Source organism: Cupriavidus sp. 05L411, from assembly GCF_056398045.1.
Genome location: NZ_JBFTOQ010000013.1, coordinates 200,728 through 216,602, shown reverse-complemented (window position 1 = coordinate 216,602; position 15,875 = coordinate 200,728). Strand labels below are relative to the sequence as shown.

The following is a 15,875-nucleotide window of genomic DNA, read 5'->3' as shown; positions in this document are numbered from 1 at the left end:
AGCATATTCTCATGCCACCGATACAGCACGGCGCCGCTAACCATGATCAATTTCCATCGCTCGGCGTCCCCATCGCTTCACCCTTGCGCGCATCCGTGGTACTGTATAAATATACAGTATTCGGAAACTTCCTGTCAGTCCCCTCGGACTGAGCCGCACGCATCACATGATCGCCGAACTCTTTCCCCTATCGCCCGATACATCGGGCGATTCGCCTTTGGCGCAGCCGCCCGTGGCCGACCGGCAGGGGGCGCTGGACGCACTGGAGCAACGCTATCCCGGCCTGTGGCGGGCGGGGCAGCTTGGCCATCTGGGCCGGGCGGGCAGCGTGCCGGCCTTGCCGACCGGCCATGACGCGCTCTCGGCCGAGTTGCCCGGCGGTGGCTGGCCGGTGGGCGCGCTCACAGAGCTGCTGCTGGCCGACCCCGGCGTGGGCGAGTTGCGGCTGCTGCGCCCGGCCTTGCTGGCGCTGGCCGCGGCGCAGCGCCGGGTGGCGCTGATCGGGCCGCCGCACCAGCCCAATGCAACGTGCCTGGCCGAATGGGGTTTGCCGGCGCGCCAGTTGTACTGGGTGCGCCCGCCCGCTGGCGCGGGCCGGGCCGCGGCGCAGGCGGATGTGCTGTGGGCGGCGGAGCAGGTGCTGCGCAGCCAGGCCTTTGGCGGGGTGATGGTGTGGCTGCCCACGGCGCGTCCCGAGGCGCTGCGGCGCTTGCAGGTGCTGGCGCAGGCAGGAGGCGCCGTGGTGTGGGCGTGCCGGCCGGCCAGCGTGCTGCGCGAGTCGTCGCCGGCGGTGCTGCGGCTGCTGTTGTCGCCGGCGCCGGGCAATGCCGTGTCGGTCACGTTCCACAAGCGGCGCGGCCCGGTGCGCGATACGCCGCTGGTGCTGCCGCTGGGCGAGATGATGGCGGTGCCGGCCATGGCCACGCCGCCTGCGGCGCCGCAGGCCCCGTCGATGCCGGTCCCCCTGAATGCCCCGGTTTCCCAAGCCGTTGCGGGAGAGCAAGCCCATGTCGTACTGGATCGCGGTGCATCTGCCGCGCCTGTCGCTGGACGCGCTGCAGCCGAACTGGCCTGAGCCCGCCGCGCCCCGCGCCTGCGCCGGCCTGCTGCACCACAGCGTGCCGGTGGCGGTGATGGAGCGCGAGCGGGTGGTGCTGGCCAACGGCCCGGCGGTGGCGCTGGGGGTGCAGGCGGGGATGCGGCGGGGCGGCGTGCAGGCGTTGTCGGCGCAGGTGGTGCAACTGCAGCGCGAGCCGGCGGCCGAGGCGCAGGTGATGACGGCGCTGGCGCTGGCGTTGCTGCATTTCACGCCGCATGTCACGGTGCATCCCGATGCCGGGGTGGCTACCGTGATGATCGATGCCGGGGCCAGCCTGCGGTTGTTTGGCGGCCATCTGGCGTTGTGCCGGGCGGTGTATGCGCGGGTGCGGCGGCTGGGGGTGTTCCTGCAACTGGGCTGTGGGCCGACGGCCTTCGGGGCGGCGTGGCTGGCGGCGCAGCCGCTGCGGCGCGATCGCCGGGGCGGGCTGGTGCGTCCGGCGCGGCGCGCGGTGGGGCCGCAGCGCATGGCGCGGCTGCTGGACCGGCTGCCGGTGGGCATGTTGCAAGGGCTGGCGGACGATGGCTGGCTCGATGGCATCGGCTGCCGGACCGTGGGCGAGGTGCGGGGCCTGCCGCGTGCCGGCCTGCGGCGCCGGCTGGGACCGGACCTGCTGGCGCGGCTGGATCAGGCCTATGGCGAGGTGCCGGTGCGCTTTACGTGGTTCAGCGCGCCCGCCACCTTCTCGCAGCGCATGGAGCTGCCAGGCCGGACCGAATCCGTGCAGGGCGTGATGGCGGGCGCGCAGCGTTTGCTGCTGGCGCTGGCCGGCTGGCTGGCCGTGCAGCAGGCGGGCGTGACGCATCTTGTGCTGCGGCTGGAGCATGAGCGCTACCGGCTGGGCGCCGAGACGCAGGCAACGCCGGTGACGATCAGCCTGGCGCAGCCCAGCCGCGATCCGGCGCATTTGTCCAAGCTGTTGCAGGAGCGGCTGGACAAGGTGCAGTTCCGCGTGCCGGCGGTGAGCCTGCTGCTGGTGGTGGAGTCGGTCCAGGCCTGCGTGCCGCAGAGCGATGCGCTGTTTCCCGAGCCGGGCGGCACGCCGGCGGAACTGGGCCGCGTGCTCGATACGCTGATGGCGCGCCTGGGCCGGGAGAACGTGCTGCAACCGCAGCCGCTGGCCGACCACCGGCCCGAGCGCGCCAACCGCTGGTGCCCGGTGGATGAGATGCCGGCGCGCGCGCCGCGCGAGCCGCAGCGTGCCCCGGCGGGCATGCCGGAGCGTCCGCTGTGGCTGATGGCGCAACCCGTGGCGCTGACTGTGCAGCGCCATCGGCCTTGTCACGGCGGGCCATTGACGTTGCTCTCGCGGCCGGAGCGCATCGAATCCGGCTGGTGGGACGGCGCGCTGGCCACGCGCGATTACTTCGTTGCGCAACGGGCGGACGGGCTGCGCTGCTGGGTCTATCGCCAGCGCCCCGGGCGTGAGGAAAGCGGTGAGTACCGCTGGTTCCTGCATGGCTTGTTTGCCTGAGTCTTTGCCTGAATCTTTGTCATGTCGAGCCAGCCAGCCAACCCTTCATTCTCCGCTTTGCCGCCGGCGCTTTCCGCGCTGCTGCCGGCGTTGCCCGACTATGTGGAGCTGCATTGCATCTCCAATTTCACCTTCCTGGACGGGGCGTCACATCCGGTCGAGCTGATCGAGCGCGCGTTTGCGCTCGGCTACCGCGGCCTGGCGCTGACCGACGAGTGCTCGGTGGCGGGCACGGCCCGCGCGCACCATGCGCTGAAGGACCTGCGCGAACGCACCCGCGATGCGGCCGAGCGCAGCGCGGCGCGGTTGGCCGCCGGGCTGCGGGAGGATGAGGACGAGGCAGCGGAGGAGCCGGAGGAGGGCGGCGACGAAGACGGCGAACATCAAGGGGATGGCGAATGCCCCGCCGCGCCGGACGCCACTGCCACCGGGAGCGCCGATGACGCCTTGCAGGCCCGCCTGCGCCGGCATGATCGCCTGCTTGACCTGGCCCGTGCCGCGCAGGATTTCCGCCTGCTGATCGGCAGCCGCTTCACGCTCACCGACCACGCGGGCCGGCCCGTGCTGCGGCTGGTGCTGCTGGCGCAAAATCGCGAAGGCTTTGGCAACCTGAGCGAGTTGATCACGCTGGGCCGCACGCGCGTGCAAAAGGGCGCCTACGCGCTGCATCCCGACGACATCGCCGCGCCGCAGCCGGACCAGGCCCACCTGCGCGGCATGCCCGATTGCCTGGCGCTGCTGCTGCCTACGTATTGCCCGGACCCCGGCGAGCTGCTGGGGCAAGCCCAATGGATGCGGCAGACGTTTGGCGAGCGCGGCTGGATCGCGCTCGAGCAATTGCAGGGCTATGCCGATGCCACGCACCGGCTGCGTCTGGAGCAAGCCGCCGCGCTGACCGGCGTGCCCCTGGCGGCATCCGGCGCGGTGACCATGCATGTGCGCTCGCGCAAGCCGCTGTCGGACGTGCTGAGCGCGATCCGCGTGGGCCAGCCCCTGGCCGAATGCGGCATGGCGCTGGCGCCCAATGCCGAGCAGCACCTGCGCATGCGCCAGCGCTTGTCGCGCCTGTACCCGCGCGAGGCGCTGGCGCAGACGTTGCGGGTTGCCGCCATGTGCGACTTCTCGCTGGCGTCGCTGCGCTACGAGTACCCGGAGGAACTGGTGCCCCCGGGCGAGACGCCATTCAGCTACCTGCGCCGCGAGACCATGAAAGGCGTGCTGCGGCGCTTCCCCAAAGGGCTCAAGCCCAAATGGCGCAAGCAGCTGAAGGAGGAGCTCGCGCTGATCCGCGAAAAGCAGTACGAGCCGTTCTTCCTCACCGTGCACGACATCGTGCGCTTTGCCCGCGGCCGCGGCATCCTGTGCCAGGGCCGCGGCTCGGCAGCCAATTCGCTGGTCTGCTATTGCCTGTTCATCACCGAGGTCGATCCCAAGGATGCCAACCTGCTGTTCGGCCGTTTTCTCTCGCGCGAGCGCGACGAGCCGCCGGACATCGATGTGGACTTCGAGCACCAGCGGCGCGAAGAAGTCATCCAGTACATCTACGAGAAATACGGCCGCCACCGCGCCGCGCTGGCGGCATCGCTGATCACCTATCGCTCGCGCAGCGCGCTGCGCGACGTGGGCCGGGCGCTGGGCATCGATGCCAGCGTGATCGAGCAGGTGGTCAAGGGGCAGGCATGGTGGGATGGCGGCAAGACCTTCCTGGAGCGCATTTCGCAGTACGGGCTGGACCCGGACGCGCCGGCGGTGCGGCAGTGGGCCAGCCTGACCACGCAACTGCGCGGCTTTCCGCGCCATTTGTCGCAGCACGTGGGCGGCTTTGTGATTGCGCGGCACAAGCTGTCGCGGCTGGTGCCGATAGAGAACGCGGCCATGGAAAACCGCAGCGTGATCCAGTGGGACAAGGACGACCTGGAATCGCTGGGCCTCTTGAAAGTGGACGTGCTGGCGCTTGGCATGCTCTCGGCCATCCGCCGCGCGCTGACGATGATCCCCACGCGCTCGGGCGCGCCGTACCGGATGGAAGACGTGCCCAAGGACGATCCGCAAACCTACGACATGATCTGCGCCGCCGACACCATTGGCGTGTTCCAGGTGGAGTCGCGTGCGCAGCAGTCGATGCTGCCGCGCCTCTTGCCGCGCAAGTATTACGACCTGGTGGTGGAAGTGGCCATCGTGCGGCCCGGCCCGATCCAGGGCGGCATGGTGCATCCCTACCTGAAGCGGCGCGAGCAGGTGCGGCGCACCGGCAAGCCGCCGGCGTACCACAACGACGTCATCGAGAAGGTGCTGGGCCGCACGCTGGGCGTGCCGATCTTCCAGGAGCAGGTGATGCAACTGGCCATCGACGCCGCCGGTTTTACGCCGGGGCAGGCCGACCAGCTGCGCCGCTCCATGGCGGCGTGGCGGCGCAAGGGCGACCTGAAACAGCACCAGGATGCGCTGGTCAGGGCGCTCACCCGCAACAAGTACCCGGAGGCTTTTGCGCTGGCCATCTGCAAGCAGATCGAAGGGTTTGGCGAATACGGCTTTCCGGAAAGCCATGCCGCCAGCTTCGCCAAGCTGGTCTATATCAGCGCGTGGATCAAGTGCCACCATCCGGCGGCCTTCCTGTGCGCGCTGCTCAACAGCCAGCCGATGGGGTTCTACTCGGCGTCGCAACTCGTGCAGGATGCGCACCGGCACCACGTGCGCACGTATCCGGTGGATGTGACGGTGAGCGGCTGGGCAAGCACGCTGGAGCATGCGGCCAGCGGTGCGCCAGCGCGCGCCCACCAGCGCGCTCAGCCGGCGGTGCGGCTTGGCCTGAACCGCGTGAACGGCATGCGCGAGGCGGCGGCCGGGCGGATCGAACTGGCCCGCGCCGAGGCGCCGTTCGCCAGCGTGGAAGACCTGGTGCTGCGCGCGCGGCTGGACCGGCACGACATCGACGCGCTGGCCGCCGCAGATGCGTTGGCCAGCCTCGCCGGGCATCGCCGCCAGGCGCGCTGGCAGGCGCGCGCCGCGGCGCTGCAGGCCGCGCATCACGACCTGCTCTATGAGGCGCCGCCGCCCGAGGGCGAGCTATCGCTCCCCGCGCCGCGCCTGGGCGAGGATGTGGCGGCCGATTACGCCAGCACGGGCCTGTCGCTCAAGTCGCATCCGCTGGCGCTGCTGCGGCCGCGGCTGGCCGCGATGCATTACGCCACGGCGCAGGATTTGTCCCGCTGCGGCAACAACCGGCAGGTGCGTGCCTGCGGCATCGTCACGGTGCGGCAGCGGCCATCCACGGCCGGCGGCACCATCTTTACCTCGATCGAGGACGAAACCGGCGCGATCAACGTGATCCTGTGGCCGGACCTGATCGAGCGCCAGCGCAAGGAAGTGCTGGGCGCGAAGCTGCTGGGGGTGATCGGCATGTGGCAGCGCCAGGGCGAGGTCAGGCATCTGGTGGCGCAGGAACTGGTGGACCTGAGCCCGCTGCTGGGCCGCCTGATGGTGTCCAGCCGCGATTTTCACTAGGGCGTGATTGGGGCGTGATCGGGGCGTAGCCGCATAACCGCATAACCGAGTTACTGCGCGGGCGCCTCGTGCCCACGCGCTTCGCCACGACGTGCCCGGTTCATCTCCCCCTGCCAGCCGACCGCGCGCAGCAGCGCGTAGCCGTGCTCGGTAATGCGTGGGCACCAGCGGTCGGCCGCGCATTCTTCCAGCGACACGAGGCCGCGTTCGAGCAGTGCTTCCAGGTCCACGGGATCGAGTTCCAGTCGATCCTGCACATCGTGGACTAGCAGCAAGGTGGCAAATTCGTGGGGGCTTAACATCGCCATCTCCTGGGGTTGAACATCCTGATCGCGCGGCCCGGCAGGGGCAGAACCGCCTACGGAAAGACAGCGCCAGGCGGCATTGGTTCAGGTGTTTCTTCTGATCTTTGCCCGCCCGCCGCGCTGCGTTCGCGATCCCTTCGTTGTACGTCGGTTTTGCGTCTGTTTTGTGTCAGCCTGATCTCCGTTCCTTGCCTGCGCGTGCTGATTTTTCGCCCGTTTAGCGTGCATTCTGCACCCGCCTTGTGCTTTTTCAGCCCCGCCTTTGTGCATGCGAAAAAAGCCGGGAAAGCGCGCTTCAGTCAGCGTTCAGCTAGCCGATACAAGACGCATGCAAGCGATTTCTTGGGATCTTCGTGGCTACTTTTCTCTCCCCCGCCGTGCGCCTGATGGCGCGCCTCACCATCACCCGCAAGCTGCTGTTGCTGGCCATCCTGTTCCTGATCCCGCTTGGCGGTTCGCTCTATGCGGTGCTGAGCCTGTCAGTGCAGACGATCCGCGCCTCGCAGGACGAACTGAGCGGCCTTGCCATTGTCGACCGCGCGCTCGATTTCATGCGCGAGACGCAGGTCCGTCGCGGCGCGGCCAATGCCGTGCTCGCTGGCAACGCGGCGTTTCGCGCGACGTTTGACGGTGCCGATGCGAAGGCCGCCGCACACCTTGGCGAGCTGGTGAAGCAAGCCGGCGAGGCCGCGCGCTTCGATGTCATGCCTGACGCACGCAAGCTGGAGCAGTCGTGGCAACGCATGCATGAAACGGGCCTGAACGTCACAGCCGGCGCGCTGTTCGACATGCACAGCGCGCTGGTCAAGCAGACGCGGCTGTTTATCGGCGATGTGGCCGACCGCTCTTCGCTCGCGCTCGATCCCGACAGCGGCTCGTACTACCTGGTGACGCTGATGGTGGGACAGATGCCCAAGCTGGCCGAGCTGAGCGCGCTGGCACGCGGCAGGGGCGCGGCCATCATCAGCCAGGGTGGATACTCTGACGCGGCGCAGCAAGCCGAGCTGGCCGCGCTGGGCGAGCAGATCCAGGACGGGCTGGAATCCGTGCGGCGTGACATCGACCGCGTGATGCGCGGCGCCCCGGCGTATCGCCCGCGGGTGGAAGGCGCGCTCGCGCAACTGGCCGCGATGGATACCTTCTACCGCACGCTGAAGGAAAAGATGCTCGGCAGCGGCGGCATCGCCATCGAGGCCAAGCCCTATTTCGACGAGGCGACGGCGGCCATCAACGCGGTCTCCTCGGTCAACAAGGCGTTTTCCGGGATTGCCCGCGACATGCTGGAGCAGCGCATCGCTGCCGATATGCTGCAGCTCGAGGTGCTGGCCGGGGTCGCTCTGCTGGCCGTGGGCGCGGCGTTCTACCTGTTCGCCGGCTTCAGCCACGGCATGCGCGCCGACGTGCAGCAAGTGGCCGGCATGGTGGACCGGATCAACGCCGGCGACCTGGCCATCACGCTGGAGGTGCGTGGCAGCGACGAACTGAGCCACGTCAAGCGGCACCTGCTGTCGCTGGTGGACACCTGGCGCGCGCTGATCGGCGATACCAAGGTCGGCGCGCAGAACGTGCTGGTGGCCGCCGGCGAGATCGCGCAAGGCAACCTGGACCTGTCGCAGCGCACGGAGGAGCAGGCCTCGTCGCTGCAGCAGACGGCCGCCAGCATGGAGCAGCTCACCGCGATCGTGCGGCAGAACGCCAGCAGCGCGGACCAGGCCAGCGCGCTGGCGGGCGAGGCCTGCGACATCGCCGTGGCCGGCGGGACCTCGGTGGGCCGCGTGCTGCGGACCATGGGCGAGATCGAGGACGATTCCAAGCGCATCGTCGACATCATCGCGGTGATCGACGGCATCGCGTTCCAGACCAACATCCTGGCGCTCAACGCCGCGGTGGAAGCGGCGCGCGCCGGCGAGTACGGGCGCGGCTTCGCCGTGGTGGCCACCGAGGTGCGCAGCCTGGCGCAGCGCGCCGGCAGCTCCGCCAAGGAGATCCGCACGCTGATCTCGCAGTCGGTGCAGCGGGTCGAGGCCGGCTCGGCGCTGGCAGGCGATGCCACCGCCACCATGGACAGCATCGTTGCCGCGGTCAAGCGCGTGACCGTCATGATGGACGAGATCAGCCGCGCGTCCCAGGAGCAGAGCAGCGGCATTGCCCAGGTCAACCAGGCCGTGACGCAGATGGATCAGGTCACGCAGCAGAACGCGGCGCTGGTCGAGCAGGCCGCCGCCGCAGCCGATGCGCTCAAGGAGCAAGCGCAGCGCATGGAGCGTTCGGTGGCGGTGTTCCGGCTGGATCCGGCGGTTGCCGCTTAGGAGGAGTGCGGCGGCGCGTTCAGCGCCGGTTGGCGATCCAGATGCCGGCCACGATGGCGCCCAGCCCGGCCGCGTGATACCAGCGCGGCCAGTCGCCCAGCAGCGCGGAAGACATCAGCGCGGCAAAGACAGGTGTGAGCGTGAAGAAGAACACCGGCAGCTGCGCCCCGGCGCGGGCAATGGCACGGTCCCAGGCAAAGTAGGCCAGCAGCGAGGGGATTGTTGCCACATACACCAGGATGCCGAGGGCCTTGCCGTTCCAGTGAATCGGCACGCTTCCCGACAGCAGCTCCCACGCGACGAACGGCACGCAGGCCGCCACGCCCGTCACGATCTGCGCAAACAGCAGCACGGCCAGCGGCAAGTCCGGGCGCTTCTTGCGCAGCAGCCAGGTGTAAGCGCTCCAGGTGATGGTGCCCGCCAGCATGAACAGATCGCCGGCCACGAAATCCAGCTGGGCCAGCCGCCCGGGATCCCCGCGCAGCATCACCACGCCCACGCCGGCCAGGCATAGCAGGGCACCCACCACATGCCAGCCGCGTACCCGCTCGCGGAAGAACAGCGCGCCGATGATCAGCAAGAAGATCGGGGCGGAAGCGCCGATCAGCGTCACGTTGATCGGCGACGACGTGGTCAACGCCAGGTACTGCATGGCGTTGTAGACCGAGACGGAGAGCATGCCCATGGCGGCAATCACCCCGGCATGCTGGCGCAGCGTGGCGGCATGCTCGCGCACGCCTCGCCAGACATAGGGCGCGAGCAGCAGCCCGGCCAGCGCCCACCGGGCAAAGTTCAGCGTGATCGGCGGGATGGCGCCGGCGGCGTAGTGGCCGACGATGGCGTTGCCGGCCCAGCTCAGCGGCGGGAATGTCAGCAGGCCAAGCGTGCCCCAGTCAAGCCGGGCGCGGCCGGCGGCGGAAGTGGTCATCGGAAGGTTGTCGTCCTGTTCGTATTCTTGTTGTTCTTCTTGTTGTTTTGTTTGTCTTGTTTTCTGCCGGCATTATGCCGCAGGCGTGAATTGCAAACGATTGTGACCGGCGTGCTGTTGGCGGATGCGTTGCGCTAGTCTTCCCACCATCCGCACCACCCGGATACGAACTGTTACATAGCGCTGTGTTTTCGCTGTCAACACGCGCTGCCATCGGGCCGTTTTTACAGGCAACGCGCAAGTTGCGCGCCTCACCTGGAGATAGACATGAAGAAGGTACTCGCCATCCTGACCCTCGGACTCTTCGCTGCTGGTGCTTTCGCCCAGGCACCGGCCGCCGACGCCCCCAAGGCGCCTGCCAAGGTCGAAAAGAGCGCGCACAAGAGCAAGACACACAGCAGCACCAAGCATACCAAGGCGGCAACGCCGGCCAAGTCCGCCGCGCAGTAATGCGCGGGTTCAGGGTGCGCTCCGCTGGGGGCGCACCCCTTTTTCTTTTCTCCTGACGCCATGCACCTGATCTGGACCATTCTTATCGGCTTTGTCGCCGGGCTCGTAGCGCGTGCCATTACCCCGGGCAACGGCCCCAGCGGGTTCTTCCTCACGGCCGCGCTTGGCATTGGCGGCGCGTTGGCGGCCACCTTTCTTGGGCAAGCCCTGCACTGGTATCGCCCGGGGCAGTCGGCAGGCTTTATCGGCGCCGTGGTAGGCGCGGTGATCCTGCTGCTGGCCTATCACCTGATCAGCAAGAAGAGCTAGCCCCGAGCCGCTGATGGCGATACGCCAACAGCAAGAACCAAGCACCAAGCACCAAGCAGCAGCACCCGCAACGCAGATCACGGAACCCGATCATGAGCCTGATGGACTTTTTGCAGAACGCAGCCTCCGCCCTGGGCGGCAATCCCGAGCAGCAGGTGGACCACATCGCGCAGAACGCCCCGGAGGGCGCGCTTGGCCAGTTGCTGGCCGGCGCTTTCCATTCGGATCAGACGCCGGCCTTCGGCAATATGGTGGGGGAGTTGTTCGGCCAGTCCAACGGTGCGCAGCAAGCTGGCATGCTTAACCAACTGCTGGCAACGCTCGGGCCGGCGGTGTTGTCCGGGGCGGCAGGCGGCGCACTGGGCAATCTGCTGCAGCCCGGCGCGACCCAGGTCACGCCCGAGCAGGCCAGCCAGCTGAGCCCGGCGCAGGTGCAGGAGATCGCCACTCACGCCGAGCAGGTCCATCCGGGCATCGTCGACCAGATCGCCGGCTTCTACGCGCAGCACCCCACGCTGGTCAAGACGATCGGGAGCGCCGCGCTGGCCATTGCGCTGGCCAAGTTCAAGGAACACCAGCAGGGCTGAGTATCTGGGCTGGCATGGCTTGAAGGCCTGGTCGTGGCGCCCCGCGACCTTAGCGCGGGGCGGTGTGCTTACGGCAGTTCCACCTGCAGGCGCGCCAGCGTGCTCAGCAGCGTTTCGTCATCGGGCGACAGGTGAGTCGCCATCGCAAACGCGGCGCGCGCCTCGTCCTTGCGATTCAGTTGCCACAGCGTTTCGCCCTTGTGCACCAGGCCTTCCACGCGTGCGCCGAGGTTGCTCTCGGTGCCCTCGCCAAAGGCGGCCAGCGATTGCTCCATGTAGCCGAGCGCCTGCTCCGGCTGGCCCAGGCGGAACAGTGCCCAGCCTTTGCTGTCGAGGATAAATGGGTCGTCCGGCGAGTGAACCAGCGCCTCGTCGATCATTGCCATGCCGCGCCCGACCATCCAGTTCGCATCGACCAGCGAATAGCCAACCTCGTTCAGGTTCTCCTTGGCAAGCGGCGCCAGGCCAAGCGCGATATCCAGCTGCCTGTCGTCCCGGCCGGCAATCGCCAGGTCGATCAGCTTGCGCCGCACGCGCACCTGGAAATCCGTACTGATTTCGTCTTTGCCGGCCTCGTAGCTGGCCAGCATCTGCCGGAACACGGCCGCCGGCCCGGCGCTGGCGGGCAGGGCGGCGATGGTCTCGGACTGGCGCTTGCACCAGGCATATTGGGCCGGTTCCATACTGCCAAATTCATAGTCCAGGCTGATCGTCTGGGCCTTGTGGCTTTGCGCATAGTAGGTATAGCCGCGGCTATCCGTCCTGTTGCAGAACAGGAAACCGTCCTTGAGGTCGAGCACATAGGGCAGGCCGCCCATGGGATGGTTGCTGGTCTCGCCGCGCAGCAAAAACGACTCCCCGAAATCCCCTTCGCCGATGATCGGGTTGAGGATCCACTTGCCCTTTGGATAGCGCTTGGGCAGCCGCACCGACACGGTATTGCCCTGCTTGTCGGTGACGCCGAAGATCACACTGTCCTGCTCGTTCGGCTTCGGCGTGACGCCTGCGATCCGATGGCCCGGCAGGAACAAGCGGTAGCGGGCCTCGGGCAGGGGCCGGTCGGTAGCCGGATCGCGCAGCACGAACCGGTGCACCTGCGCGCCTTCGCCGAGCGTGCCCGGCTGGCGGTAGTCACGCGCCAGGGTCATGGCGGGAATGGTTGCCACAGCCAACAGGACTGCGCCCTTCAGGTAAAGTGTTTTGCTTCTCATTGTCTTGGTATTCAAGTTGAATTGGATTCGGGCGATTGGATTCGGGCGCTCAGGCGCCCATGCCGCCGGCGCGCAGGCTGCCCAGCATGCCGTGCAGGTCATGGCTCATGACCGCCAGGAACGCCACCAGCCCGAGGTAGTACAGCGTATAGGTCAGGCGCATTTCCGCGCTGATGGTGTAGTAGGCGCGGTTCTCCGGGGCCTGCGGATCGTAGCGCCAGGCCTTGAGCAGCTGCGGGGCCGCCAGCAGCGCCACCAGGATCAGGATCGGGCTGGGGCGCCACAGGAACATCGCCACCAGCACCGGCACGCCAAGGAACCAGATGCGCGGCGACAGCACCGCGGTGACGCGCCCGCCATCGAACGGCGAGAGCGGGATCAGGTTGAACAGGTTGATAAAGAAGCCCGCATAGGCCAGCGCCAGCATCAGGCCGCTGCCGGTGCCGCGGCCGATGTAATAGCAGGCCAGCGCGCCCAGGGTGCCAACCACCGGCCCCGCCAGCCCGATATAGGCCTCGGTCTCGACGTCGACCGGCTGGTCCTTGAGTTCGACCCAGGCCCCGACGAACGGAATGAAGGTGGGCGCGCCCACGGCCAGCCCGCGGCGGCGCGCGGCCAGGAAATGGCCCATCTCGTGGACAAAGATCAGCAGCACGAAGCCGACGGCATAGCGCCAGCCGAAGATCAGCGCATAAGCGCCGATCGACAGCAGCATGGTGCCGCCCGTGGTCAGCAGCTTGCCCATCTTCAGCCCGCCCATGAGCAGGAGCAGCAGTTTGGTCATGGGTACCACTCCGTCGCCAACGGGCAGGAATGCGGCTTCACTTCGGCTCTGCGGGACCGGACGGCTTGCGCTTGAACCACTTGGTGGCGGAATAGCCGATGCCCGCCACTGCCAGCATGATCACCTTGGCGAACTTGGCGAAGAACGCCGCCAGGATGGCCAGCAGCCCCAGCTTCTTCGCCGCTACCCCGCCGATCAGCGCGGCCAGCCCGTATTCCGCCACCTTGTCGGTGCCGGAATTGAAATCCGCATAGGCCTTGCCCTCGGAGAAGTCGAGGTTGGACAGCAACGTGCGCACCACGGGCTTGTTGGCGTCGACCTGGTCGCGCGCGGTGATCAGGTTCAGGCTGACGTAGCCTTCCCGCCCGAGCGCATAGGTGTTGTAGTTGACGGATTGCGGGGCATCGGCCGGCTGGCCCTTCTCGCGTGCCGACATCGACCAGATCAGCCGATGGCTGGCCGCCTCATAGTGGGGCCGCTCCACCCAGCCGACGATCTCAAGCCCGCTGATGCCGCGCTTCTCCCGCTCCTCGTTGGCGGCTTCCGTGCCTTCCTTGAGCGATTTGAAGAGATCGTCGACATTCCAGTCCTTGGCGTCGTCGTCACGGATGTAGCCCGAGGGCTCGTACTTGGCTACCACCATCCAGTCGTCGTCGCCAGTGGGCAGCACCAGGCCGAGCAGCCGCTCATCGGTGAGATTGCCCATGGCGTGCATGAGCTTGCCGGCGGCCGGCTGGGGGATGAAGACTTCCTTGGCCGGCAGCTTCAGTGTGGCCTGCTCGCCCAGCTTCACCGTGGCCGGACCCGCCTGGGCGCTGGACTGCGCTGCCTGCCAGGCTGCCTCCATCTCCTTTTCCTTGCTCTCGCTGCCTTGCGCCAGCAGGCTGCCGGAAGCAAGGAGGCTCATCCCGCATGCCAGGCCGGCCAGCATGCCACGCAATTCATGACCCATCATTCCCACAATGACTTCTCCCTTCACTTGATTATTTGTTTGTTTTTTGCAGCACTGCCTGGGATGGCTGGGGGAAGGGGGGCTTCCAGTGGCCTCGCATGCAGTGCAATTGCCTGATATTCCGGTGGGTGGTGATTTTAGCGTTTTTTTTATTTGCGGCAGGGAAAGGGGATATTGCTCTGCTGGGTTGGTTGCTTTTTCTTTGTACGGCGATGGTTTTTGCACCCAAGGGCCATACGACATCCCCCTGCGGGGGCTGCCGGTCACTCTTCTTTGCGTCGGCAAAGAAGACTAACGAGAAGAAAGCCGACCCTGCCGGGCGCAGAGCAATCGGGCTTGTGGGCGTAGGTGGTTGCGTCGTACGGCCCGTAGTGTTGGCTGGCCTTTGCCATACCGGCTTGGAGGTCATCACTACGGAATGACCCAATGGTCACGTGGTGGTGCCCCTGATCGCTTTGCGCGGTGCGCGTTCGGGCATCTGCCGTTCGCGGTGCGCAGCGCCACGATCCTGCCTGCCTTGGTGGTTTCGTGGTTTTGTCTCTGACGGCGGGCGCCCGGGTATTTGATGCCCTGCCGTACCGGGACTACCGGCGCCTTACTCTCGGCCCCCCTGGTTTCGTGGTGGGCACCGTGGCCCGTGCGCGAGGGCCGCGCTCGCACCCACGGCGCTCGTCCTCCGAGACAAAACCACGAAACCAGCCACACCCGAAACGGCGCAGCCCCTCGCCCCGCGAACGGCAGATGTGTGAATGGTCACCGCGTACGAGGTCAAGGGCCGCACCACGTAACCCATGGGTCATGCAGAAATGATGCCCTTGGGGCCGGTAGGATTCGCTAGCCAACACTCCGGGCCGCACGACGCAACCACCGAGGCAGGACAGCCTGATTGCTCTGCTCCCGGCAGGGTCGGCTTTCTTCTCGTTAGTCTTCTTTGCCGACGCAAAGAAGAGTGACCGGCAGCCCCCGCAGGGGGATGTCGTATGGCTTTTGGGTGCAAGATGCCACCGCCGACGAAATAAGCCGCAACGCCCCCCGCAGGGGGATGTCGTATGGCACTTGGGTCCAAAAACCAACGCCGCCCAAACAAACAGCGACCAACCCAAAAAACCAAAACTCACCCAAACACTCCCCTAATCATCCCCCCAATCTCATGCCGCCGAGCCACCGGCATCCGCGAAGCCGTAGACACAATACTGATCGCCGCTTCCCCGGCAAAAGGCAAGGCAAACGCATACCCCACCCCCGCCACACCCCCCGCGCCAGCCAGCGCATACCCCAGCTTGCGACTGCGCTCCACACCGCGCTGCAGCTTGAGCAAGCTAAGCCCGCTGCCCTCGTACTCAGCCCGATGCCGTTCATAGTGCGCGACGATCTCCTCATCCTCGAGCTTGGCCAGCAGCGCCATGCTGGCAGTCCCCTGGCCCAGCAGCCGGGTGCTCCCGTTGAGCAGATGGAAATGCTGCACGCGGTGGCTGCCTTCCTCGGCGTGCATGCAGTAGCCATGGTCGCCGATGCGCACGATCAGGAACACCGTATCGCCGGTCTTGCGCGCCAGCGCCTTCATGCGCGTGGCGCAGGCGCTGGCCAGTGGCGAGCGGTTCATGGTGCGCAGGCCCAGCGCCATGGCCGCCATGCCCAGCCGGAAGCGCTTGCCTGGCTCGTCCTGCACGGCGAATCCCGCGTGGGTGAGGTAGCGCAGCATGCGGTGGGCCGTGGTGCGGTCGATGCCGGCTTGTGCCACCAGTTGCGGCAGGGTCAGGCCCGACTCGTGGTGTTCGGCCAGCAGGCAGAGCAGGGTAAACGCGCGGTCCAGGCTCTGGACGCCGGGGATGGCTGGAGACGGCCGGGGCGGCGGTGGCGGCGGGGACGAGGGCGTAGGCAGGGCGGGCACAGGCAGCATCCGGAGGTGCATCAAAGACGAGTTTGTGCACATTATGCACAAATCACCATGTTGCGCTTGTCG

General features: G+C 67.3%; 13 protein-coding genes. 7 read left to right on the top strand and 6 right to left on the bottom strand.

The window, feature by feature from the left end; genetic code table 11:
- The first annotated feature begins 166 nt into the window (after positions 1-166).
- Genes imuA through AC1DQR_RS18015 form a run of 3 tightly spaced genes read left to right on the top strand, consistent with a single transcriptional unit; the run spans position 167 to position 6,077 of the window.
- Entirely contained in the window at positions 167-1,075 is a 909-nt protein-coding gene (imuA, locus tag AC1DQR_RS18025; protein ID WP_477133469.1) for a translesion DNA synthesis-associated protein ImuA, read from the top strand.
- Positions 1,008-2,573 (top strand): Y-family DNA polymerase, encoded by a 1,566-nt coding sequence (locus AC1DQR_RS18020; RefSeq protein ID WP_416050533.1) that lies wholly within the window; start codon positions 1,008-1,010, stop codon positions 2,571-2,573. The genes imuA and AC1DQR_RS18020 overlap by 68 nt, the downstream gene beginning before the upstream one ends.
- Positions 2,574-2,594: 21 nt before the next feature.
- Complete coding sequence (locus AC1DQR_RS18015; protein WP_477133468.1) at positions 2,595-6,077, top strand: error-prone DNA polymerase; 3,483 nt, start codon at positions 2,595-2,597, stop codon at positions 6,075-6,077.
- 50 nt (positions 6,078-6,127) lie between these two features.
- Here the strand turns inward: AC1DQR_RS18015 and AC1DQR_RS18010 are convergent, their stop codons facing one another.
- Entirely contained in the window at positions 6,128-6,379 is a 252-nt protein-coding gene (locus AC1DQR_RS18010; RefSeq protein WP_416050531.1) for a hypothetical protein, read from the bottom strand.
- Positions 6,380-6,735: 356 nt separating this feature from the next.
- Here AC1DQR_RS18010 and AC1DQR_RS18005 point away from each other — a divergent pair, with 356 nt between their 5' ends.
- Positions 6,736-8,691 (top strand): methyl-accepting chemotaxis protein, encoded by a 1,956-nt coding sequence (locus AC1DQR_RS18005; RefSeq protein WP_477133467.1) that lies wholly within the window; start codon positions 6,736-6,738, stop codon positions 8,689-8,691.
- Between the two features lie 19 nt (positions 8,692-8,710).
- Here the strand turns inward: AC1DQR_RS18005 and AC1DQR_RS18000 are convergent, their stop codons facing one another.
- Positions 8,711-9,619, bottom strand: coding sequence for a DMT family transporter (locus AC1DQR_RS18000; protein ID WP_174423969.1), 909 nt, complete (start codon positions 9,617-9,619; stop codon positions 8,711-8,713).
- 267 nt (positions 9,620-9,886) lie between these two features.
- Here AC1DQR_RS18000 and AC1DQR_RS17995 point away from each other — a divergent pair, with 267 nt between their 5' ends.
- The 3 genes from AC1DQR_RS17995 to AC1DQR_RS17985 all read left to right on the top strand — a co-directional run bounded on the left by AC1DQR_RS17995 (position 9,887) and on the right by AC1DQR_RS17985 (position 10,965).
- Positions 9,887-10,069, top strand: coding sequence for a hypothetical protein (locus tag AC1DQR_RS17995; protein WP_150993302.1), 183 nt, complete (start codon positions 9,887-9,889; stop codon positions 10,067-10,069).
- Positions 10,070-10,129: 60 nt separating this feature from the next.
- Complete coding sequence (locus AC1DQR_RS17990; protein WP_017230370.1) at positions 10,130-10,378, top strand: GlsB/YeaQ/YmgE family stress response membrane protein; 249 nt, start codon at positions 10,130-10,132, stop codon at positions 10,376-10,378.
- A 92-nt stretch (positions 10,379-10,470) separates the two neighbouring features.
- Positions 10,471-10,965 (top strand): hypothetical protein, encoded by a 495-nt coding sequence (locus tag AC1DQR_RS17985; protein WP_174423971.1) that lies wholly within the window; start codon positions 10,471-10,473, stop codon positions 10,963-10,965.
- A gap of 68 nt (positions 10,966-11,033) precedes the next feature.
- Here AC1DQR_RS17985 and AC1DQR_RS17980 read toward each other — a convergent pair whose 3' ends face one another.
- From AC1DQR_RS17980 to AC1DQR_RS17965, 4 genes are all read right to left on the bottom strand, one after another.
- On the bottom strand, positions 11,034-12,176 hold the full coding sequence (locus AC1DQR_RS17980) for a tetratricopeptide repeat protein (RefSeq protein WP_416050529.1): 1,143 nt from the start codon (positions 12,174-12,176) through the stop codon (positions 11,034-11,036).
- Positions 12,177-12,225: 49 nt separating this feature from the next.
- Positions 12,226-12,960, bottom strand: a complete 735-nt coding sequence (locus AC1DQR_RS17975) for a site-2 protease family protein (RefSeq protein WP_416050528.1) — start codon at positions 12,958-12,960, stop codon at positions 12,226-12,228.
- 37 nt (positions 12,961-12,997) lie between these two features.
- Positions 12,998-13,867: a DUF2167 domain-containing protein gene (locus AC1DQR_RS17970; RefSeq protein WP_416050527.1), complete on the bottom strand. Its 870-nt coding sequence runs from the start codon at positions 13,865-13,867 to the stop codon at positions 12,998-13,000.
- A gap of 1,159 nt (positions 13,868-15,026) precedes the next feature.
- Positions 15,027-15,812, bottom strand: a complete 786-nt coding sequence (locus AC1DQR_RS17965) for an IclR family transcriptional regulator (protein ID WP_416050526.1) — start codon at positions 15,810-15,812, stop codon at positions 15,027-15,029.
- Between the last annotated feature and the right edge of the window lie 63 nt (positions 15,813-15,875).